The sequence below is a fragment of the Suicoccus acidiformans genome, from assembly GCF_003546865.1.
GTDB lineage: Bacteria > Bacillota > Bacilli > Lactobacillales > Aerococcaceae > Suicoccus > Suicoccus acidiformans.
The window spans coordinates 793,110-817,425 of record NZ_CP023434.1; the positions used below are offsets into that span (position 1 = coordinate 793,110).

Sequence of the window (24,316 nt, forward strand, 5' to 3'; positions counted from 1 at the left end):
GATGTTAACGATTATTCAGAACTATTCACCGATGCTCTTAGAAGGCTTCAAAAATACGCTGATTGCTAGTGTTCTTGCACTATTTTTCAGTTTGATGATTGGGATTTTGATGGGGATGCTTCAAATCAGTCAGAACCGTCTCGTATCAGCTTTAGCCACGGCCTATGTTGAATTCTTTCGCAATATCCCTCTCTTAGTGATTACGATGTTCTTCTACGTAGCAGTGCCGATGATGGGTGTGCCCGTCTCTGGCTTCCAAGCAGGGGTCATTGGCTTAACCTTGTATACATCATCTTTTATCGCCGATAATGTACGTGCGGGAATTTTAAGTATTGACAGAGGTCAGTACGAAGCGGGCATTTCTCAAGGTATGAGCGCAAGCCAAGTGATGCGGTATATTATTCTTCCGCAAGCGATTCGTGTTGTTATTCCGCCACTTGGCAATCAATTTATTAATTTAGTAAAGAACTCTTCGACGCTGGCGATGGTTGCCGGGATGGACTTAATGTACTACGGAGATTTAATTGCTTCGGAGACATTTATGACCTTGTCAACCTATGTTGTCGTTGGGGTTTTCTACTTACTGATTACAGTGCCTTTGACCTGGTTAATGCAGTACGTTGAGAAACGTTTAGCGCAAGCTTATTAGAAGGAGGACTGCTTAATGGACTTTACAAATGCATTCTCTTGGATTAATATTCGATTCTTATTGTCAGGCCTAGAGACAACGCTCTTAGTTGCCTTATTGACCATTATTTTGAGTATCTTTTTTGGTTTTATTCTAGGTATTATTCGTTACTATGAAATCCCTGGCGTCTCACGCATTGTAGGCCTTGTGGTAGATACGATTCGAAATTTACCTCTCTTGCTGATTATCTTCTTTACCTATTTCGCCTTGCCGCAGCTAGGTATCCAATTTGACATCTTCTGGTCAGCTGTCATTGCGATGACGGTCTTTGAATCATGCATGATTTCTGAGATTATTCGCGGAGGGCTCATCGCTCTACCTAAAGGACAAACCGAAGCAGGCCTATCCACAGGGTTGTCCCGCAATCAAATTATGCGCTATATCCTACTACCTCAAGCAACGCGGCAAACATTACCTTCAATTGTTAGTCAGCTAATTGCTTTGATTAAGGATACATCGCTTGCGACAATCATCTCATTGCCAGAACTGATGCATAATGCTAAGATTATTTACGGGCAGAATACGAACTATGTTATTCCTATGTTTGTCGCCTTAGCGGGTATGTACTTTATCGTTTGCTATGCCTTATCACGCTTTTCCAAATACCTCTCTCGGCGCATGGAAGTTGCTTAGCGAGTAAATATCCAACCGACTACACCAATGTGGTCGGTTTTTGATATTTAAGATATACGTTTAATTTTCGGGGTAATCTACTTTATTTCACTTTCACAATATAAAATTTTGATAAGTCTTGAGGTGTTTTCGTATATTTTTATCTATGAATTGCGTATAATGAAACAAAATAAGTAGATTGGAGGAGCTCGAAATGAATGTAAATATCTATAACCTTGTGGCGGGTGAGGTGCTCCCGATAACAGACGTCAATGATTTTTCATTTTCTGATAAATTATTAGGGGAAGGGTTCGGGGTGGAACCTTCAAATGGAAAGATTTATGCACCAGTTGATGGGAAGATTTCGACCATCTTTAAGATGAAACATGCCTTCTCGATTCAGGTGACAGAACGAGTCGAGCTGTTAATTCATATGGGCATTAATACCTTGACAATTGAGGAAGGAAGCCCGTTCACCTTATTTATTGAAGAAGGGCAAAGCGTGGAAGCTGGTGACTTATTAGCTGAGGTGGACTTAGCAGCCCTCGATGCCCTGCTGAAAGAGCGAACCATTATTTGTGCGATAACCTCAATGGAGTGGATTCAAGATTTTAAACTGCATCAAGTAGGCCAAGCTGCTGTAGGGGACCTGCTTGCAAGCTTTGATATTCCAGATAATGCAGGTTTTCAAGCAAAAGAGTTTACAAATGATAGCCAATAGGGTAAAATATAATTAGTTCGAAAATGAAATATATGCTTTGGAAATGAGGTCATGATTATGAATCGCAATGAAGAAGCTTTAAAAGCTTTTATTGGGATTCGAAGGACTGCAGACTTATTGGAAAAACACGTAGCGGAAGATGTGAAGCGCTATGGCCTGAATATTAATGAATTCGGGGTGTTAGAGCTTCTTTATCACAAAGGGTCGTCGCCCGTTCAGAAAATCAAAGAGAAGATTCTAGTGGCTAGTAGCTCAACAACGTATGTGATTGATAAGCTTTGCGCGAAAGGTTTGGTCTATCGCCATCAAAGCGAAGAGGATCGCCGTATTACGCTCGTCAGCTTGAGTCATGAAGGATATACTTTGATTGATGAAATATTTCCGAGCCATGCTATTGCTATAGAAGCTTGTTTTGACAGCTTAAATGAGGAAGAACTGAGTAACCTTCGAACATCATTGAAGAAAATCAGTGCAAAAGTGCCAACCCACTGAGTTGGCCTTTTCTTTAGACAATTAGTTCGAATTCGAGATAATTTAGGAGGAATAAAATGCATAATTTATTAGGAATACACCATGTCACAGCTATGACGAATGATGCAGAACGCAATTATCAATTTATCACACAGGTTTTAGGGATGCGTTTAGTTAAGAAGACCGTTAATCAAGATGATATTCATACTTATCACACCTTCTTTGCCGACGACGTGGGGTCCCCAGGAACAGATTTAACATTCTTTGCCTTTCCGGGACAAGAAGCTGGGCGAGATGGAACGAATATGATTCACCGTATTGGCTTAAGGGTACCCAATGATGAAGCTTTAGCTTATTATTTAAAGCGGCTGTCTGACTTTAATGTAGACCATGGAGAGATTTATGAATATAACGGCCATCAAGTCTTCGATTTCGAAGAAGAAGATGGCCAGAAATATCGCCTCTACTCTGATGAGAAGAACGTTGGTGTTCCGGCTGGTACACCATGGAAGAATGGCCCTGTTCCACTTGAATATGCGATTTACGGACTTGGACCGATTGAAATTAAAGTGAGTTATTTCGATGAGTTTAAGACCTTGATGCAAGAAATTTACCGCATGGAAATTGTTCAAGAGTCCGAAGATATGACCTTGCTTGAAATAGGCGAAGGGGGCCATGGTGGTCAAATGATTCTTATAAAAGATACAGCTACCCCGATTGCTTACGAAGGCTACGGTCAAGTGCATCATGTATCTTATAGAGTTGCGGATTCTGAGAGTTTAGATTTTTGGCGCGATCGCTATGATAAGTTAGGAATGGGACATTCCGGTCATGTAGATCGTTATTTCTTCGAAGCACTCTATACCAGAATTGGTCACATTCTTCTAGAGCTTTCTACTGATGGTCCTGGCTTTATGGGTGATGAACCTTATGAAACCTTAGGTGAATCCCTATCTTTACCGCCATTTCTAGAGCCCCATCGTGAGTATATTGAAGCACAAATTAAGCCGTTTGACACACGTCAATCGAAATAAATAGGAGGAAGCTTTATGCAGGCAACACCTAGAATTCACCATATTACAGCGATTGTTAGGGATCCCCAAATTAATTTAGATTTCTATCGGGGTGTCTTAGGAATGCGTTTAGTTAAGCAAACAGTGAATTTCGATAGTTCATCTGTCTATCACTTTTACTATGGCGATGAGGCAGCTAGACCTGGCTTTATATTAACCTTCTTCCCTTATCCAACTGCCCGATCGGGTGAGCGAGGTGGCGGGCAAGTAGGTCGGATCGCCTTTCGAATTCCTCAAGGTAGCTTATCTTACTGGCAAGAGCGTCTAAATAAACACGGCATTAACTGGTCGATGGATACCATGTTAGGGCAAAAAGCTATTTTCTTCGATGATCCGGATAATTTAGCCTTAGCCTTCATTGAGGTAGAAGAAGAAGCTGAATCCAATGCTTTATTAGGTTTTGCAGGGACAGTCTTACATTCCGTCCAACCCCAAGATACCTTTACCTTACTACATAAAGACTTTGGACTAGAACTCCTTCAAGAAACAGAGGGAAGCTACTTACTCCAAACCGTAGGTGAAGAGGCGCATCTTATTGAAATTTCCAAGACAGTGCATCCGTTAGGCCGCATTACAGTAGGGACTGTTCACCATATTGCTTGGTCCGTACCTGACGATGTCGCTCATTTAGCCGCCCATCGATATTTCGCCCAACAAGGGCAAGAGGTGACAGATATTCGTGACCGCAAGTACTTTAAAGCCTTCTACTTCAGAGAAGCAGGTCGTATATTATTTGAAGTGGCGACCGATACACCCGGCTTTACCATTGATGAGTCGATCGAAGAGCTGGGCCAAAACTTGAAATTACCGGTCCAATATGAAGCACAGCGCGCGGCCTTTGAAGCAGACCTACCGGTAATTGAATTGAAGGAGTTTACGGATGATTTCTTATAATACGAGTGAATTAAGCCAGAAAGCGATGAAAAAGCTCCTTATCGGTGCCATTAATCGTCCGATAGCACTCGTTGGCACGCAGTCAACTGCAGGTGATTTTAACCTGGGTCCATTCAGCTATTTCAATATTGCTTCCTTCCACCCCCCGGTTATTAGCTTGGCGATTCAGCGCAAGGAAGATGGCACCCATAAAGATACCGCCCGAAATTTATTGGAACAAGGCGAAGCTAGTGTTCATATTGTCAATGAAGCCACGGTATCTGATGCTAATCAGACTGCTGCAAGTCTGCCCTATGGGGAGAGTGAACTTTCCAGGACGGCATTCAAGCCGGTTACGTCTCAGACCATTCAAGTTCCTTATTTAAAGGAAGCCCCAATCGTCTATGAAGCACGCTACCTTACCCATCAAACGATTCATGCGGCTGAGCAAGCGACTGCGGATGTGTTCTTATTGCAGATACAGCGCGTTCATTTATCACAAGAAGTTTATGATGAAGCGACAGGTTATGTTGATTATGCCAGGTTAAAGCCTGTCACACGACTTGCAGGCAATGATTACGCTACATTGGGGGAAATATTCCAAGTTGAACGACCAGATTAGGGGGATGAAGATGTATCACTATATTCAAAAAGCCGGAGAGCCTGGCGCTGAGACTTTTATTGCCTTTCATGGAACCGGAGGAGACGAAACAGATCTCATATCCGTTGCTAAAGCAATTGCACCGGATGCTCAAGTCATTGGTGTGCGAGGAGATGTTGATGAGAACGGGGCTTTGCGCTTTTTTAAACGGATTAAAGAAGGTCAGTATGACTGGAAAGATTTAGCTGAGCGAGGCCAGCGACTGAGAACATTCCTCACCGAATTAGCAGAGCAAGAGCAGTTCTCCTTAGATCAAACCTATTTACTAGGCTTTTCGAATGGTGCGAATATGGCCTATCATTTAATGGTCGAAGCCGGCTTACCAGTCAAAGGTGCTTATCTTTTTGCACCGATGTACCCTAAAGATTTACCGAAAGATCATATCGATTTGTCCGGCAAGCGTTTCTTTGTCTCCATGGGTAAAGCGGACCCTATTGTTCCGTTGGCTGAGAGCAAACGTGTTGCCAAGCAACTCAAATCTTTCGGTGCGATTGTGGCAGAGTTCTGGGTAGAAAGCCATGAAATCTCACTAGAAAGTCTGCAAGCTGCTCAAGTAAATTACGCTGAATCACTGCAAGCATCACAATAATTTGAATTCACCGCAAAAGATTTCTTTTGCGGTGTTTTAATAGAATCTTGTATAGGCCTGGTAATTGCCTTGAATATTCGGTAGAATATTTCTAAAGCAAAATAAAAACAAATGGAGGCCTTCATGCAAAAAATAGCCCTTTTACTCAGTACGACCCTACTGCTCGTCGCTTGTCAGAATAATCCGATCCAAGGACAAGATACGACACAAACCCAAAGTACTCAAATGAGTGACAGCGCAGAAGCGCCAGCAACTGTCGAAAGTGCAGTCGACTCTTCTGCTTCGTCAGTTGAGCATCAAGATGAAAGTAGTGTTTCACAGCGGGGTATCCGCCAAGCATGGACGGATTATAGTTCCTATGCGGAAGTAGATGACGGCGGCTATGCCTACTATATTTATAATGATCCTGACATTTCTTCAGAAATATTTCCCCTTTCGGATGTTTCTTCTGAGAGAGTTGTCTTGTTTACGTTTGACGATGCTCCTGCCCCAGATAGCTATGCCGTTAAAATGGCTGAATTAATGAAGGAGAAAGATGTTAACGCAATCTTCTTAGTGAATGGGATGTATTTAGAAGACGAATATGGCCAAGAAATTACGAAGACTATTTATGATATGGGCTTTGAAATCGGCAACCATACTCAAACCCATGCGAATTTACGTGAATTAAGTTATGAGGAACAATACGCAGAAATTAACCGTACGAGCGAAATGGTTGAAGAGATTACGGGTGAAGCGCCACGCTGGTTCCGTCCACCTTTCGGCTTGTATAATATGGATACGTTGGAAATTTGTAATGACCTAGGTATGCAACTGATGACCTGGTCCTTTGGTTATGACTGGATGGACGAATATCTAGATGGGGATGCACTCGCGGAAGTATCCTTAAATAATAAATATTTGCGCCCAGGCAATAATATTCTGATGCATGACCGGCCTTGGACCTATGAAGCCCTTGAGGAAATGATCGACGGTTACCGGGCAATGGGCTTAGAAATCGTTGACCCCTTGTTGATTAAACATCAAGAGAACAATCTCGAAGTTCATGGCATTGGTGAAGACGGGGAATACATTACCACGGATGATGCGGCAGAAGGTGAAGCAACCTAGGCAGAAACTGACGTAGAAGAAGTTGCGACATACTAAATATTAATTGAACAACCCACTTTACTAGCTGGTGAAGTGGGCTATTCTTTTGCGCTAAATTAGGCTCTAAGCTTCGGCTCCGCCTACGCACTTGAATGGCTAAGCATTCGTTTCACGAATACTAAGACACGCATCGTAGCAGGCAAAGACGAAAGCTCTTTGCCAAGCAAGAGCCGGAGTCTGCTATGGGCCTCTTCGAATTGGTCTTTGCCGAGTTAGAGTCCTATGTGCGTTTGAAGTTCTTACAGGAAAAGCTTTCGAATTATGGCGTAAATTATTTATGTTTATTTTTGTATTGTATAGAACAAGGGCAATTTATACTATAAATAATAGTTACCCGATGATAAAAAATTAATATTTTTGCTATAATTAAGCGGATTGCCTTGTCACAGCAAGGCCTTCACCTGCTTGCCATGAATTCAAGCAAAACGCAAGACTTGCTTTTCAAGTTCAATCAATATATAGTATATGTATTGAACTTGACACCCACATATTGGGTTCTATGACATAGGAGGATTGCATAAAAATGGAAGTAAAACTATATAGTAAAGCAGGCTGTGGTGAGTGTATGTTCACGAAGAAGTTTTTCGAAAAACATAATATTGACTTTCAAGAAATTAATATCACTGAAGATCCAGAGCGTACCCAAGATGTAGTGGACTTAGGTTTCAAAGCCTTACCTGTAGTCCTCATCGAAGGACAAGAACCGTTTAGTGGTTATCGTCCAGATAAATTAGAAGTCTTGGTGTCTTAAGATGATGCTAGCTTATTTTACACTGACGGGTCAGACACGGAAGTTTGTAAATAAGTTTCCCGAGGTGGAGTCGGTGGAAATTCAACCAGCGAATCCTTTTATTGAAATGGAAGAACCCTTTATCTTAGTGGTTCCAACTTACGAAGCAGAGATTACCGAACCCGTGAACGATTTCCTAGAGACTGGCCAGAATATTGCCTTGTGCCGAGGAATTTTCGGTGGGGGGAATCGCAATTTCGCCCAATTATTCTGCTTCACTGCGGACGATTTGTCCGAAGAATATAATATCCCGGTGCTACATCGCTTTGAGTTCCAAGGTAGCGAGAATGATGTAGCCAAGATGGAGGAGGAATTGAAACAATATGCACAGTAGTGTAGTGAAAGATAAGAACGAAGTATCCTATTTTAGATTGAATAATCAGGTGAATATTCCAGTTGATGGAATGATTCCTTTGCATAAGGATAAGGAGGCAGTACGTGCCTATTTTCTCGAGCATGTGAATATGAATACGGTCTTCTTCTATACCTTAGATGAGAAGTTGACGTATCTTGTTCGCGAGGATTATTTGGAAGAGGCTATGTTACTCAAATATGAGCTCGATGAAGAAGCAAGCCAGCATCCGGACAATCAAGGCAAGAATTACGATTTCGCCTTTGTCAAGAAATTATTCAAACAAGTCTACAAGCATAAATTCCGCTTCAAGAGCTTCATGGGGGCTTACAAATTCTATACCCAGTATGCGATGAAGACAAATGATGGTAGCAAATACCTTGAGCGCTATGAAGACCGAATTGCCTTCAATGCTCTTTATTTAGCAGACGGTGATAAGCAATTAGCCTTGGATTTGGCTGAAGAGTTAATTACTCAACGTTATCAACCTGCAACCCCAACTTTTCTAAATGCGGGGAAGAAACGACGCGGAGAATTAGTTTCTTGCTTCCTCATTGATATTGATGATTCGATGCTTTCCATAGGCCGGGCAATCAACTCCTCCTTGCAATTATCACGCTTAGGGGGCGGTGTCGGCGTAAACCTTTCTAATTTAAGGGCAGCAGGCGATCCGATTAAGAAGATTGAGAATGCTTCGTCCGGAGTGATTCCTGTGATGAAACTTCTAGAAGATAGCTTCAGCTATAGTAACCAATTAGGCCAAAGAAATGGTGCAGGGGTGGTGTATTTAAACGTATTCCATCCAGATATTTATGCCTTCTTGTCAACGAAGAAGGAGAATGCTGACGAGAAGATCCGCGTGAAGACCTTATCTTTAGGTGTGGTCGTTCCGGATAAATACTATGAACTGATTAAGACCAACCAACCGATGTACTTGTTCAGCCCATACGATGTAGAACGTGAATACGGGAAGCCTTTTGCCTATATTGATATCACTCAAGAATACGACAATCTTGTCGCGAATGAATCCATCAAAAAGACGAAAATTAGCGCCCGTGAATTGGAGCAAGAGATTTCCCGTCTGCAACAAGAGTCCGGTTATCCTTATATTATCAATATTGATACAGTTAACAAGGCCAATCCAGTCGATGGACGCATCATCATGAGTAATCTTTGTTCAGAGATTTTCCAACCGCAAGAGCCGTCCGTGTTAAATGATGACTTATCTTATAAATCGGTTGGTACAGATATTAGCTGTAACTTGGGATCATCCAATATTGTCAACTTAATGAAGTCACCGGACTTTGGTAAGTCGATTGAAATAGCAGTTCGTGCCCTTACAACCGTAACCGATCAAACGAATCTTGAAGAAGTACCGACGATTCAGAAAGGTAACGAATTGTATCACACTATTGGCCTCGGCGCGATGGGTCTTCATACTCAATTTGCCATCCATCAAATGGAATATGGTTCACCGGAGTCCATTGAATTTACTGACGCTTACTTTAGAACGGTCAACTATTACTCTATTCTAGCAAGTAATAAAATCGCCGTAGAAAAAGGGGAAAGCTTCCATAAATTTGAACAATCTAAATACGCTGATGGAAGTTACTTTGCCCCTTATATTGAAGAAGCATTCACCTTTGAGCATGAGAAAGTAGCGGAGTTGTTTAAAGGTATTCATGTGCCAACTCCAGAAGATTGGCAAGCCTTATCTGAGGCTGTTCAAGCAAGTGGTATGTACCACCGCAACCGAATGGCCATTGCGCCAAATGGCTCAATTTCTTATATTAATGAAACGAGTGCATCTCTACATCCAATTACACAACGGGTGGAGCATCGTCAAGAGAAGAAGACGGGAGCTATTTTCTACCCAGCGCCATATTTATCAAATGAGACGATAGATTACTATACTTCAGCTTATGATATGGACCAACGTAAGATTATTGATGTCTATGCAGCAGCCCAACCTCATATCGATCAAGGGATGAGCTTGACTCTCTTTATGCACTCAGATATTCCGGAAGGAATTTATGAGTGGAAAGAAGGGAAGACGACGAAGATGACTACCCGTGACTTGAACCGTCTACGTAACTATGCGTATGCTAAAGGCATTAAGTCACTTTACTATGTTCGCACCTATACGAACGATGGGGATGTCATTGGTGCTAATGAATGTGAATCCTGCATGGTTTAGGCAAGAAAGGGAGAAAGATGACTTATTTAGACTATAAAGCAATTGACTGGAATCGCATCGAAGACGCGATCGATAAGGCTACTTGGGAGAAATTAACTTCCCAATTCTGGTTGGATACCCGAATCCCTGTCTCGAATGATTTGGATGACTGGCGTAACTTAAGTCCCGAAGAACAAGATGTGGTGAACAAGGCTTTCGGCGGTCTGACCCTTTTGGATACTTTACAATCAGAAGAAGGCGCGAACGTTATGCGGGCTGACGTACGAACGCAGCATGAGGAAGCGGTTTTGAATAATATCTTATTTATGGAATCGGTCCATGCCAAAAGCTATAGTACAATCTTTATTTCATTAAACGATAGCAAGGACATCGATCGAATCTTCCATTGGACGAATAACAACGAACGTGTTCAATACAAAGCCAAACGGATTAACGAAATCTATCAGAATGGGACAGGCCTGCAAAAGAAAATTGCCAGCGTATTTCTAGAATCCTTCCTATTCTATAGTGGTTTCTATACACCGCTCTGGTATTTAGGTAATAATCAATTGCCGAATGTGGCTGAGATTATTAAGCTGATTATTCGTGATGAATCAGTTCATGGCACTTATTTAGGCTACAAATTCCAGTTAGGCTATAATGAATTGGATGAAGCAGAACAAGCCGAATTGCGTGACTGGATGTATGATCTACTCTTTGATTTAATGGATAACGAAATTGCCTACACCCACGATGTATACGACCAAGTAGGTTGGAGCGAAGATGTGAAGACCTTTGTGCGTTACAATGCCAACAAAGCATTGCAAAACCTTGGTTTTGAGCCTTTCTTCCCGAATGCCACGGCTGAAGACGTCAACCCAGTGGTTATGAACGGGATCTCTACGGAGACAACCAACCATGACTTCTTCTCACAAGTCGGCTCAGGCTACTTAATGGGTGAAGTCGAAGCGATGGATGACGACGATTACGATTTCTAAAGGAAGCTCTATATAAGCTGATTCGCATAGTATTCTTTGTACAAGATTAAGTTTGACGATATTACTATGAATGGCTGTGCCAATTTAGGTGAAGCACAATATGCTTGCCAAAAGAGACAGCCACGGCCGGATGCCGTGGCTTCTTTTTGGCTTATGAGCAGATAACCTCAGGCTGTAAATTAGATTCCGTACTTTTGCACCATACTTCATATAATGGCCAAATATAGCGCTGAATGGGCGAATGGGTTGCTGGATTCCGTGGGAAGCGTGTCCCACGGAATGATTTTGGTCGATTATTCCGTGGAGAAGCATCCCCATGGAATGTTGCGAGGATTTTCTTCCGTGGGGCATCTTCCTACGGAATCCTAGCGCAAACAGTTGCTTTCTTTTTCTTAAACGTAACGTAGTTTCAGTTTTAAAGAAGCCGCCGTACTAAACACATAGGACTTTGCGATATTTTCTGCTATAATCACAAGAAGAAAGGTGGGGTGAGATGAAACGGATTCCAATATCTACCTATGTGAAATTGCTGTGTATTGGGGCGGTCTGTTTTTGGCTTTATACGGAGAATACTGTATTTATTCAGGGAGTTATTGAAGATGAGACGCTTACCGTGGGCGATAAGGTTCGATCGATTAGCTATGAAATCTTAGGCTTTAACCAAGGGAATGTAGGCCAGCCAGAAGATATTCAACCATTATCACAACCTAGCTCAACTGACCGTGATACAAGCCAACCAATCCAATTTACTGAAGAGATAACTAACCACCCCAACTACCAGAAAGCGAGGGAAGTAGCCCAGCGTTTCAATGAGCAAGTCGACATTATTGAACTTAACGTTGCGTTCTTAAACCGCGTTAATCAGGCTCGTCAAGAAGCTGGTTATCCCCCTGTACTTTTAGGAGACTACCTACATCACGGCATTCAAAACCGGGTCCACCAACTAGCGGAATACAATTACTTATCCAACCAAACCCTTCATGGGGGTGACTTTCGTAGCATGCATCCCTATGTGGAATCAGCTGAAAGTCGGTTGAGTGAGAACTTATATGAACTGTATATCTCAGCGGGAGATATTCATTTGGAAACCTGGCAGAATGAGGAAATCCTTGCCGATTACTTGTTCGAGGCCTATGAAGCCAGTCTCATGCGCCCGGAAGTGATGGACTACCAACATCAATATGTCTATGTTTGGCTTACACCCACCGATATGAACTTGGAAGAGACACCCTATGTGCGATTAGTTGTAGCCGTTCAGCTAGATAATTGGTAGATGAGTCGTTACCAGATGAGAGGTTTATTCTATATAAACTTGGCAGGGGCACAAACCGTTCAAACTTATGACCTGAGGAACGAAACAATACTAATTTTACAAAAGTAAAAACCGAGGAAGTGCTATTAATGAGCATTTCCTCGGCTTTATTATAAGCTTTTTTATTTCGTTTCGTAGCCTAAAATAAGGCCATTTTTCTCTGCGTAATAAGAACAAAGATTACTGGTTTCTTGGATGGTAACGTGTGCTTCTTTGAAGCGCTCTTTGATTAAGGCTTTCAAGCGCTTGGCACTTTCCAGGTTTGCCACGTGAGAGAGGGATACTTTACCCCCTTGATAGCCATTACTTTCCATTTCTTTTAAGACGGACTCGTAGCCACGTTTGGCGCCTCGTGCTTTATGAGCAATATCGATTGTGCTTTGTTCAGTGCGCACGCCAACTAGGCGGATATTTAAGAGGCCGATCATCTGCCCGACAATTTTATTCACGCGTCCATTTTTGACTAGATTATTTACGGATTCTAATAAGAAGACGATTTGAGTGTGCTGATGGTAAGTATTTAAAGCGTCGAGCATCTCCTCAAATTCTACCTCAGCTTCGGCTAATTCTAAGGCTTTCTCAATCAGTAAATTCATCTCTCCGCTAGCTGAGCGACTATCGAAGATGTGGACGTTGACATCAGGATGTTCCTCTTCGAAAATATCTTTACCCAAGCGGGCGCTATTATAACTTCCAGATAGGCCACCAGTTAAGGTAAAGACAATTACGTTCTCAGCACCAACGTAAGTACGAGCATAGCTATCTGGCGAAGGACAGGCTGAGGACGTGGCGCCTTTAGCAGCTTCCAATTTGGCATTTAAGGTATCGTTATCTATGGTCCCATTATCCACGATAACTTCATTATCAATATTTAACATCAAAGGTACAAACGCAAAGTCTACCTTGTCGCTAAGGTTGTCGATTGTGCGAAAGTCTGAACCTGAGTCTGTAACAATTTTCCATTTTTTCATGTGAATCCCTCCATCTCTACCTTATAAGTATAGCGAACTCATTTTGAATTAACAATGAATGTCACCTGAAATGCGACCGCTAGTTGCGAAAGTGAGACGTCAAACATTTGTGACACGATCTCTGAAAAATAGATTGCCAAAAGCAGTTAAACATTCAGCATATTTCTGGAAAGTTTTGTCAAGGTCTTTAGAGCGAAGCGTGCCTTGACGAAACTTGGAAGAAATATATAATGGCTAACCTGCTTTTTCAAAATATTCTGTGACGACTTCATTCAGGTTCTTGAAATCTAAAACTTTGCGGTAGGTATTATTGTAGCTTGTGTGGTGCCGTCTTAAAGCTTTTTCTAGCTCTTCTTCACTGAAGAAACGTCTTCTTGAGTAAAACTTCTCTTCATCTTCTCGGTGGCTTCTCTCTACCAAACCGTTCTGCCAAGGACTATAAGGAGCCGTCGTTTGATAGTCAATACCTAGGCAGTTTAAGACTTTTTGAAACCTTGATTGCTTATCAGTTTCCTCTGGGTCAGTGGTAAACTCCCTTCCGTTGCCTGTCTGAATTTTGTCAATCTTGAAGCCCATCTCTCCTTCTAGGGTTAGCAGAAATTCTGCGGTTGTATAGGTGCTATTCTTATTCATCAGACTCAACACTCTCTTTCGTGAATAAGCATCTATGGCTGTGATTTGGTAGTATCTCTGATGGTGACTCACAAAGCCGATAGAGTTCACAGGGACGTATTTCACATCAATTTGAACGAGTTGACCAGGGTGAGTGTATTTGGGCTTATCTTTCTGCCTCTTGCCTTTTTTCTAAGCTTTAGTAGGCTTTCTTAGATCCATCTTCCTGATCTGTCGACACATAGAATCATAAGACTTAGTGTAGCCCTCCTCTTGACATTTGCGGTAGACATGAGCTAAATCATGATGTTTATGGTGCCTATGCATGTGTTTAATCAGGTCCAATTCATCCTGTGTATGTTGGTTAGGATGTGATTTAGGACGAGTAGACTTCTTTGGCAAGGATTCAATCGATCCATCATACCTTTGTTGCCATCTCTGAACATATTGCCTGGATTTATGTTATCTCCTTGCGGCTACGGCATTATTATTCACTTTGATAGCATACTTAACCATTCGTTCGCGATGTTTCATACCTTCTGTTATAATAGACATATAAGAGATCCTTTCTATGTTTATAATTGTTCACAAATCTATTATAACAGAGGGGTTTCTTTTTTATTTGTTTTATGTCACATATATGTATTATCTCATAACACTTGAGAGGAGTATTACATAATTATCACAACATTTCAAAGCAATGAAAAAACAAACCAAAGCATTTGCAAAACGATCTTAAGCATGTTATTCTATGTTTGTCGCAGGGAAGCATGCTTTTGTGGCATGCTCCTTCTGAGGTTAAGCGATAATCATATGAAAAAATTGAGGAGTATTATGGTAGGAAGAAATAACCATAAAGTTCGTCGTCAAAGGGAAGGCGACGAAATAAAAACCTATGCCATCAAACGCCTGAGCGTCGGAGTCGCTTCAGTGGCGGTTGCGGCTGGGATTATATTTGCGAGTGATGTCCCGTTAGCGCAAGCTGCGGGAACTGTGGATGCAGTCAACGGCACTTTGGAAATCACGCCAGAGCAACAAGCTGAAGTTACAGCGACTCACGAAGCATATCAAGAGGCAACCCCAACGATGGCCACAACTACTGACCCAGTCACTGGACAGAACATTCCAGCTGACGGTGGAGTTGCTCAAATGATTGAAACATCAAAAGAACTTCGCATTAAAAACCCTGAACTTGCGAAAGAACTTGAGGCTCAATCTGACAATGGCCCTTCGGATGCTGTTGTTTCAACAGAGCCAGCACCGACTGATCCAGCTTTAACAGCTCCAGCAAAAGTTGAAAACGCAGAACGTACTGAAGAAAGCACAGTGTATACTGGCAAGCCAGTGGACTCCAATCTTTTAAACACTGCCTTGGATGCTAAAAATCCGGATTCTGTAAAAAAAGAAAATAACATCACTGGTTATGGTGTTAACTTATCTGACTTCAGTAAAGCAGGGAATAAAGGCAATACAGTGTTTGAAATTAAAAACACAGCCTTCCATCCAACGGTTCCACCTGTAGACCGATATGAAGTTCGTTATGAAATTGACGACCGTATTGCTCGTTATGTTGAAGACATCAGATATATTGCTAGAGACAGCGATAAGACCTCTGACCGTGACTTTAGTATGACGCGTTTGAACGACGTGACTGATCCAGCTAAAGTGTCTAATACATGGAAGATGAATGCTTATGACACGAACGTCGTAACATCAAATAATGATCCAAATAGTCCGTTTAACTTCGATTCGATGTTCGCTTCTTCACAAACCGGATTCAACAAAAACGCTACCTTGCAGGTCAAACTTAAAGATACCTGGGAAAATATCCTGAAAGAATTCCCAGAAGCTAAAGAGAATAACGAGTTATTCTTCAATGCCTATCTTTATGACCCAGTTGATAACAAGGTAATTGATGGATCTATTAATAAGACCTTCTTTAAAACTAAGCCTACAGCTTTAGACAAGTTACAAAGTGCAGGCTTTGCTCAAGAAGTTCCTGGACACTTTGGTTTTACTAATGGTCAGGCCCAGTATGTCGAGGGTGGAACGGTCGATCCTTACACAGGACAATATGATCCTAATGCTAAAGTACGTGGGATTGCGGTTGATCAGTCTTTCTCAAAACATACTGCAGGAGAAGTAGTCAGCGAACCATCTACCTATCACTTCCAGGCTGACGAGCGATTAGTTCCATATATAAAAGGTGTGGGAATTTACCGTCCTAAGCGTGACGCCCGTGCCTTCGACCGTGACCTACATGCTTATGAGCAGGTCTTCTACAATGGTCTTATCCTAAACGATGACCAATCAGGTATTCTTTCGACTTTGCCGATTGCAAAACCTAATGAAAGACTTAAAGGGAATGCAGACCAATACTATATGGACTATGATCCTAAAACAGGTAGCGGTCACTTCAAGGTCGACCCTGATACTAGCGGAGCAGTAGCTTCAGGTAATCGCCAAATGAATAAAGCTGGGGGAGACGGAGCGGCGCTTGCTGGAGTCCGTGTGGTTTACTTCATTAAAGATGATGTAAATATCGATCAGCTTCGTCCAGCTTCTCTGGACCAAAATTATGCCTTTACTGGTTATTTCTTAGATCAGAAGGGTAATTATTTAGCTAATACAGAAGGAAACATTTCCTACAATTTTGGCGACTTCAAGGGAGATCCTAGTCCAATTACCAACAAAGGAAATCCTGGGGTAGATGATACAACTCGTACTAACCCTAAAGACCAAGAATTGCCAGAGGTTAAGACACCTACTTATATCGCTCAAGCAGAGCCAAAAACCGTCTTATTAAATACTAAAGTGACAGCTGAAGATTTAATCAAAGCTCAAGCAGTTGATGCAGATGGCCAGCCAGTAGACTTCCCTGAAGGTACGGTTTTCCAATTTGTTAAGGTGGATGCTGAGGGTAAATTTGTTGAGGACTTGAAAGATGAAAATGGAAAAGACCTTAAAGCACTTGATACAAGCCAAGTTGGTCTACAAGAGGTTAATATCCGTGTCACCTTACCAAGACAATCAACCTCACGGATTATCTCTGGTTTAGTCCAAGTAAACAAACGCCCTGGTGAATCTGGCCAGAAGCTTTCAGAAGAACAGTTCATCCCAATGACTAACAGTGGTTCACGTAATGAGTTCAACTCTGAAGGTTTCTTAAACAACGTCATGCACCAAATGGAGACGAAATTAGCACCTGAAAGCCAAGCTGAGAATGAAATCGATGTAACAGTATCTAGTTTGATCCACTTGATTCCAAGCGAATCTGAAGATACTTTGAAAAAATGGGACTATGTCATTGAATTCTCAGATAATGTCGCTAAACATATCGTTAGTATTGAAAATAGCAAGGGTGGAGAATTCGAGCGAATTGTCAACCGTAAAGGTGATTTAACCAACTCATGGAAGATGCGTGCCTGGGGTGGGGCTGGGGACAGGGAATCCTTAATGACCAACACAGCTGTTGGCGCCGGAAATAACTATCCAGTTAAAGTTACCCTTGATACATCGGTAACTGCAGTTCTAAATGAAGTGAAGGCTGACTTAGGAAGAGAAGTAACCAACGGTGACATTGATTCAACAGCCTATGTTTATAATAATGCTGAAAAAGCTATTGTCGATGGTTCTTACTCATCCACTTTCTTAAAAGTTCAACCAACTGAGTACGATGCTAAAGAGACTACAGACAAGCCAGTTTGGAACAACTGGTTCGAACTTTCAAGTGGACAGGTCAAGTATTTTGAAGGGAATTCAATTAGCCCTTATACAGGATTAACTGGAGATAAGGTACGTGGTTTTGCTGTTGACCAATTCTTCGGTAAGTCAGGAGGAAGTTCTCTAAACACATTTGGAGCAACCGTAGATCCTCTACACTACCATTACACAGTAGACAAGCGTCTCATTCCTTATCTTGAGTCTGCTTCTCTTTACTACATACCAAACGGTGAGGACAACTACAACAACTCAGCAGTCGGGAAAGACTTCTCTTATATTCCGCAAGCTCAAGTCTTCTTTAATGGTCAAGATCATGAATGGGATGGCTTTAGAAATGAGTTTGATCCAACAACTGGTCAAGGAACATTCAAGTTAGACTCAGACCCCGGAACAATTGCTAGATTAATCAACTTTGATAACTCTCACTTGGACCCGGGTGCTGCTAGAATTGTCTACACCTTGCGTGACGGTGTGACCTTAAATGACATTTTGAAAGACAACCCAGGTGCTACTTATGTCTTTACAGGCTACTTGACCTTGGATAGTGGTCCGAAAGTACGTAATTCTAACGCCAACATTGGCTACACTATTTCTGATATCAACGGTGACGGAATTGCTGACGAATGGCAAAATATCCAATACAAAGACTTAAGCGACCATGAAAAAGAAATCTTGACACCAATCGAGGCGGCTTTGGTTAATAAAGGTTTAACTGGTACGAATGCTAACGTTCTTGTCACTGAAGCTCGTGCTAACGACAATTCTGTAGAAGGTTTACTGAATGTTGGCTACATCGAAGGCGAAGCCCGAACAGTAGTTGTTGAAACTGTTGCTGGAAAAGGCGAAGTCGTTAAACTTGGTGAAGGAGCCGTAGATCCAGTCACTGGTAAATTTACCATTAACTTCACTGACCCAGATGCCAAACTGGTAGAAGGTCAAGAATTATTGGTTTCTGTAGTTAACGAAGGTAAGACTGTTGCAGCAAACGTTCAAACGGTTAAAGCAGCAGACCAAATTGTTAAATCTTACAATAATGTCGTTGACCTCGTCCAGCCAACGCCGGAATCACAAGAAGTTGCTGTAGGAAATGCCATTGAAAATGTACAATTAGAAACATTTACTGAATTAGCAGATGCTGATAAGCCAGCAGATGTAACTATTCCGGCATATGATGGTGAATCAGATACAAACATCTTGAAGTTTGTCAGCTATACTCAAAAAGGCGTGACTGGCGATCCTACAACAGATGTTGCAGAAGTAGCTAAACAACCGACATTACCAGCCGGTTTATCTATAGTTAACGGCGTACTGCAAGGTACACCAGAAATTACTGATTGGGCTGATGGTGAAACCGAGCGTGTCCTGACATTTGTAGAGGATGCTACTAATGATAAAGAAGGTAATGCTACTGACCGTACATTTACAATAACTGTGAAGCGTCAGTTAATTGCAGACCAACATGACATGAAATATGACCCAATCGATGTTGTGCCAGGTGACAAAGCTGAAACCGCGCCTAAGTTTACTGAAGCAGGCACTGAAACTAAATCAACACCTAAGTTGAAAACTGATAGTCCATTTACTGCTGATTCTATCGTTAAAGTTGACGGTAAAGATATCGCTGTAACTGTTGACCCTGCTACAGGTGTAGTTACAGTCGCACCTGAAGAAACAGCTAAAGTTCCTGGTCAAACAATTACAGTTCCAGTCACTGTTACCTATGAAGATAATTCAACTGACCAAGCTAATGCTGTTATCAATGTCACAGATCCAGAATTCATCGACCGTACAGATAATCCAGATGCGCCAACGCCTGAAGGCTACCATCGAGTAACCTTTGAAGCTGGCGAAGGTGTTGAAGACTTTGGTAAGAAGTACTACGATGCTAAAGAGAGTACGAAAGTTCCAGCAGACAAGGTACCAACTCCTGTTGCTAAGCAAGGTTATGCTAACCCTGTTTGGAACGGTGATGAGAATCTAAAACCTGCTGAGGTTGTAGTAACTCAAGATTCTCCGAAAACATTTGTTGCTACAGCTGATGAGATTTCCATTACGACAGAACCTAAATCTCAAAATGCTTTAGAGAAAACTCCAATCACACCAATCAAGACTGAACAAGTCAATGTTCCTCAAGGAGCTAAGCTTAAGGTTACAGTTGCTGATCAAGATACTTATCCAGGCTTGACAGTTGACCCAAACACAGGTGAAGTCACAGGTACTCCGCAAATCACTTGGACAGGTGATGAAGAAGATCGTCAAGTTAAAGTCAAGGTTGAATTGCTTGATGACAATGATCAACCTATTAACGACAAAGACGGCAAGCCTGTAGCTAACTACGCAACAATTGATGTTTACCGGGATACAGATGGTGATGGCTTACCAGACAAAGATACTGGTATGCCTGTAGATCCAAACAACCCAGGAGTTGGACCGATTGCTGGTGACGATGATGACGACAATGATGGTATTCCAGATGATAAGGATGAAAATCCAAAAGTTTGGGATGCATTGAAGGTTACACCTAAGGATATTCCGGCTCAAACAGATAAAGTTAAGGTCGCTGACAATATCCCTGCCGTTGAAGTTAACAAACCGAAAGCAACCATTACATCCACAGAAACTAATGGTCTATATGTGGATGACAAGGGGAACCTAGCAGGTACTCCTAACATCACAGATTGGAAGACAAGCGAAAAAGATCGCGTTGTCAACATTCCAGTTGAAGTTGTCTCACCAGGTACAGCCAAAGACGGAACAGATGAAAAAGAAAACGTGACGGTTCCAGTTAAGGTAATCAATCCGAATGTAGTGTCTCAAGCTGATGTCTTGGATCCACGCTACAAAGATGCTGAAACCCAACCAGGTGTAGAAGTTACGACTGATGAACCGGAATTCTTCGATCAAGGAACTGAAAACAAAAATACCAAGCCAGAAGGCACTACCTTTGATAAAGGAGAAAATGTACCAACTGACAAGGGTGACATCACTATCGACAAGGGCACTGGTAAAGTAACATACAAACCAGCACCAGGTATTGGTGAAGAAAATCCTGAGAAGGTTCAAATTCCTGTCAAGGTGACTTATCCAGATAAGTCAAGTGAGGAAACAACCGTAACAATCACTGTTGGAAAAGACATCTACGACCGTGGTGACAACGATGATGGCAGCGGTGGAGATAAACACCCAGTACCAGAAGGTTACTACCGTGTAACAGTTCAACCAGCTGAGCATCTTCAATTCAAGGATAAGGCTGACAAGAAACGACAAGTCTACGACGTTAAGAAAGTTGTCAAAGATGAGACTGGCCAAGAAAAACCTGGCACAGTTGACGTATCAGGCTTAGTCTTTGAAGCGAAAGCTGAACATAAGAATGACTACAAGCCAGACCTTGTTGATGGCAAACAAGTCTATGACCCAGCTGTAACAGATTTAACTATTTCTTCTGAGGGTACTTACACAGCAAAGGAAACAGAAACTGACGCTAAGAAGTACACTCCTGAAGCCAAGGAATTGGTGAAAGAGAAAGGGAACAAACCGACCGAAGAAGAAATCACAGGTCAAGTCACGATTCCTGATTATCCAGAAGAAGCGGGCAAACCAACCATAAGTGTCAAGAATCCGGATGACATTCCATCAGGTGAAGAAGTGGTAGATAAGAAACCAGTTCCAACTGTGATTGAATATCCAGACGGATCTAAGGATGAATTGGACGTACCTGTCACTATTCAGGAGACTGCTCCAGAACACAAACAAACTTATGAGCCAAGCTACGCACCTGCTGAAACTCAACCTGAAACTAAGGTAACGGTTGAAAAGCCAAGCTTTACTAAGGATGGTGTCGACTTATCAGAAGGCGAAACAGTTCCACTAGCTGACACAGATCCATTCAAGGTAACGCAGCCAGCTCAAGGTAAAGTAGAAAATGTCCAGCCGGACGGATCCTTCGATTTCACGCCAAATGCGGGTATCGGAGAAGAAAATCCAGAAACTGTGACGATTGATGTTCTTGTGACCTACGGTGATGGTTCTTCAGAGAAAACTCAAGTCAAAGTTACTGTTGGAAAAGACATCTACGACCGTGGTGACAACGATGATGGCAGCGGTGGAGATAAACACCCAGTACCAGAAGGCTACTACCGTGTAACAGTTCAACCAGCTGAGCATCTTCAATTCAAGGATAAGGCTGACAAGAAACGACAAGTCTACGACGTTAAGAAAGTTGTCAAAGATGAGACTGGCCAAGAAAAACCTGGCACAGTTGACGTATCAGGCTTAGTCTTTGAAGCGAAAGCTGAACATAAGAATGACTACAAGCCAGACCTTGTTGATGGCAAACAAGTCTATGACCCAGCTGTAACAGATTTAACTATTTCTTCTGAGGGTACTTACACAGCAAAGGAAACAGAAACTGACGCTAAGAAGTACACTCCTGAAGCCAAGGAATTGGTGAAAGAGAAAGGGAACAAACCGACCGAAGAAGAAATCACAGGTCAAGTCACGATTCCTGATTATCCAGAAGAAGCGGGCAAACCAACCATAAGTGTCAAGAATCCGGATGACATTCCATCAGGTGAAGAAGTGGTAGATAAGAAACCAGTTCCAACTGTGATTGAATATCCAGACGGATCTAAGGATGAATTGGACGTACCTGTCACTATTCAGGAGACTGCTCCAGAACACAAACAAACTTATGAGCCAAGCTACGCACCTGCTGAAACTCAACCTGAAACTAAGGTAACGGTTGAAAAGCCAAGCTTTACTAAGGATGGTGTCGACTTATCAGAAGGCGAAACAGTTCCACTAGCTGACACAGATCCATTCAAGGTAACGCAGCCAGCTCAAGGTAAAGTAGAAAATGTCCAGCCGGACGGATCCTTCGATTTCACGCCAAATGCGGGTATCGGAGAAGAAAATCCAGAAACTGTGACGATTGATGTTCTTGTGACCTACGGTGATGGTTCTTCAGAGAAAACTCAAGTCAAAGTTACTGTTGGAAAAGACATCTACGACCGTGGTGACAACGATGATGGCAGCGGTGGAGATAAACACCCAGTACCAGAAGGCTACTACCGTGTAACAGTTCAACCAGCTGAGCATCTTCAATTCAAGGATAAGGCTGACAAGAAACGACAAGTCTACGACGTTAAGAAAGTTGTCAAAGATGAGACTGGCCAAGAAAAACCTGGCACAGTTGACGTATCAGGCTTAGTCTTTGAAGCGAAAGCTGAACATAAGAATGACTACAAGCCAGACCTTGTTGATGGCAAACAAGTCTATGACCCAGCTGTAACAGATTTAACTATTTCTTCTGAGGGTACTTACACAGCAAAGGAAACAGAAACCGACGCTAAGAAGTACACTCCTGAAGCCAAGGAATTGGTGAAAGAGAAAGGGAACAAACCGACCGAAGAAGAAATCACAGGTCAAGTCACGATTCCTGATTATCCAGAAGAAGCGGGTAAACCAACCATAAGTGTCAAGAATCCGGATGACATTCCATCAGGTGAAGAAGTGGTAGATAAGAAACCAGTTCCAACTGTGATTGAGTATCCAGACGGATCTAAGGATGAATTGGACGTACCTGTCACTATTCAGGAGACGACGCCAGTTTCTGAAGAAACTGAAGCTGAACAACACAATCCATCTTACCCAGATGTGGAAGGTAAACCAGGCACAACTATCACAATTCCTAATACCGGTGATAAACTTCCACAAGGAACAACGATTGAAGTAACTGGCCCAGAAGGTTATGTGACTGAAGTGGTTCCAGGAACTGAAACTGAAGATCCTAAGATAAAGGTAACCATTCCTGAAACTTCTAAACCAGGTGAGAAAGTGGAACTTAAGGTTGAGGTAACTTACCCAGATGGATCTAAGGATACCCCTACTGAAACACTTGATAAGGATGGTCAACCAATTGAAGGTGCTCCTGCCAACCCAGGCCTAACTCCTGAAATCACGACTGACAAGGGAGACTCTGCTGAAGGTAAACCAGGCGACACAGTCCCAATTAAGGATGAGAAAGACCTACCAATCGGCCCAGGTACTAAGATTGAGGAGAAACCAGGCAATGACACTGGTATCACCATCAAAGATACGCCTAAAGGTCCTCAGGTAGTCATTCCTGAAGGCAAGGAACCTGGTACTTACTTGGTCCCAGTTATTATCACTCATGACAACGGAGTTGTAGAAGAGACCACTATTGCGGTGGAAGTGACACCTCTCCCTGGTCTAACTGACTCAGTTGGTGGTACTAATACAGATACGACCCCTGACAGTGTCGTTGTAGTTGCTACGGATCCTATTAAGGCTAAGGCCAGCACAGATCCTTCTGTTGCGACAGATCCTATTAAGGCTAAGGTCAGCACAGATCCTTCTGTTGCGACGCTGCCTGCTACGGGTGAAGTTAGCCACTTGGCGATCTTCAACACAGCTGCATTGTCTGTCCTTGCAGGACTTGGCATGATTGCTACCAGCAAGCGTAAGGAAGAGGAAGAAGACTAGTTGCAAAGGACAAGTGAATAAGCAGGCACAAGCCTGAATGA

The 24,316-nt window shown here is 42.4% G+C and carries 16 protein-coding genes and 1 pseudogene; 15 read left to right on the plus strand and 2 right to left on the minus strand.

Translation table 11 applies throughout. From position 1 onward, the window contains the following. Position 1 precedes the first annotated feature (1 nt). From CL176_RS03845 to CL176_RS03910, 14 genes are all read left to right on the plus strand, one after another. The gene (locus CL176_RS03845; protein WP_118990145.1) at positions 2 to 649 is read left to right on the plus strand and encodes an amino acid ABC transporter permease; all 648 of its coding nucleotides are present in this window, start codon (positions 2 to 4) and stop codon (positions 647 to 649) included. Between the two features lie 15 nt (positions 650 to 664). Beyond that, entirely contained in the window at positions 665 to 1,321 is a 657-nt protein-coding gene (locus CL176_RS03850; RefSeq protein WP_118990146.1) for an amino acid ABC transporter permease, read from the plus strand. 193 nt (positions 1,322 to 1,514) lie between these two features. Then, on the plus strand, positions 1,515 to 2,021 hold the full coding sequence (locus tag CL176_RS03855) for a PTS sugar transporter subunit IIA (protein ID WP_118990147.1): 507 nt from the start codon (positions 1,515 to 1,517) through the stop codon (positions 2,019 to 2,021). Between the two features lie 57 nt (positions 2,022 to 2,078). Further along, on the plus strand, positions 2,079 to 2,513 hold the full coding sequence (locus CL176_RS03860) for a MarR family winged helix-turn-helix transcriptional regulator (RefSeq protein WP_118990148.1): 435 nt from the start codon (positions 2,079 to 2,081) through the stop codon (positions 2,511 to 2,513). Positions 2,514 to 2,569: 56 nt separating this feature from the next. Next, a complete protein-coding gene (locus CL176_RS03865; protein ID WP_118990149.1) occupies positions 2,570 to 3,526 on the plus strand; it encodes a VOC family protein in 957 nt (318 codons plus the stop codon). Positions 3,527 to 3,541: 15 nt separating this feature from the next. Beyond that, entirely contained in the window at positions 3,542 to 4,459 is a 918-nt protein-coding gene (locus tag CL176_RS03870) for a VOC family protein (RefSeq protein WP_118990150.1), read from the plus strand. Then, complete coding sequence (locus CL176_RS03875) at positions 4,446 to 5,060, plus strand: flavin reductase family protein (protein ID WP_118990151.1); 615 nt, start codon at positions 4,446 to 4,448, stop codon at positions 5,058 to 5,060. The genes CL176_RS03870 and CL176_RS03875 overlap by 14 nt, the downstream gene beginning before the upstream one ends. Before the next feature lie 10 nt (positions 5,061 to 5,070). Then, a complete protein-coding gene (locus CL176_RS03880; RefSeq protein ID WP_118990152.1) occupies positions 5,071 to 5,688 on the plus strand; it encodes an alpha/beta hydrolase in 618 nt (205 codons plus the stop codon). 123 nt (positions 5,689 to 5,811) lie between these two features. Continuing rightward, complete coding sequence (locus CL176_RS03885; RefSeq protein WP_240430583.1) at positions 5,812 to 6,798, plus strand: polysaccharide deacetylase family protein; 987 nt, start codon at positions 5,812 to 5,814, stop codon at positions 6,796 to 6,798. A 562-nt stretch (positions 6,799 to 7,360) separates the two neighbouring features. Beyond that, on the plus strand, positions 7,361 to 7,588 hold the full coding sequence (gene nrdH / locus CL176_RS03890) for a glutaredoxin-like protein NrdH (RefSeq protein WP_118990153.1): 228 nt from the start codon (positions 7,361 to 7,363) through the stop codon (positions 7,586 to 7,588). A gap of 1 nt (position 7,589) precedes the next feature. Continuing rightward, on the plus strand, positions 7,590 to 7,961 hold the full coding sequence (gene nrdI / locus CL176_RS03895) for a class Ib ribonucleoside-diphosphate reductase assembly flavoprotein NrdI (RefSeq protein ID WP_118990154.1): 372 nt from the start codon (positions 7,590 to 7,592) through the stop codon (positions 7,959 to 7,961). Further along, the gene (gene nrdE, locus CL176_RS03900) at positions 7,951 to 10,176 is read left to right on the plus strand and encodes a class 1b ribonucleoside-diphosphate reductase subunit alpha (RefSeq protein WP_118990155.1); all 2,226 of its coding nucleotides are present in this window, start codon (positions 7,951 to 7,953) and stop codon (positions 10,174 to 10,176) included. Before nrdI ends, nrdE begins: the two co-directional genes overlap by 11 nt. A gap of 17 nt (positions 10,177 to 10,193) precedes the next feature. After that, positions 10,194 to 11,153 carry a class 1b ribonucleoside-diphosphate reductase subunit beta gene (nrdF, locus tag CL176_RS03905; protein WP_118990156.1) on the plus strand — a complete coding sequence of 320 codons (960 nt, stop codon included), beginning with the start codon at positions 10,194 to 10,196 and terminating at the stop codon, positions 11,151 to 11,153. 493 nt (positions 11,154 to 11,646) lie between these two features. Continuing rightward, positions 11,647 to 12,426, plus strand: a complete 780-nt coding sequence (locus tag CL176_RS03910) for a CAP domain-containing protein (protein WP_118990157.1) — start codon at positions 11,647 to 11,649, stop codon at positions 12,424 to 12,426. 161 nt (positions 12,427 to 12,587) lie between these two features. Here the strand turns inward: CL176_RS03910 and CL176_RS03915 are convergent, their stop codons facing one another. Together CL176_RS03915 and CL176_RS12980 are read right to left on the minus strand one after the other, a co-directional pair. Continuing rightward, entirely contained in the window at positions 12,588 to 13,436 is an 849-nt protein-coding gene (locus tag CL176_RS03915; RefSeq protein ID WP_118990158.1) for a DegV family protein, read from the minus strand. A gap of 234 nt (positions 13,437 to 13,670) precedes the next feature. Next, positions 13,671 to 14,603, minus strand: a pseudogene (locus tag CL176_RS12980) (DDE-type integrase/transposase/recombinase). A gap of 279 nt (positions 14,604 to 14,882) precedes the next feature. Here CL176_RS12980 and CL176_RS03925 point away from each other — a divergent pair. Beyond that, positions 14,883 to 24,275, plus strand: a complete 9,393-nt coding sequence (locus tag CL176_RS03925; RefSeq protein ID WP_162890813.1) for a Rib/alpha-like domain-containing protein — start codon at positions 14,883 to 14,885, stop codon at positions 24,273 to 24,275. Positions 24,276 to 24,316: the final 41 nt, after the last annotated feature.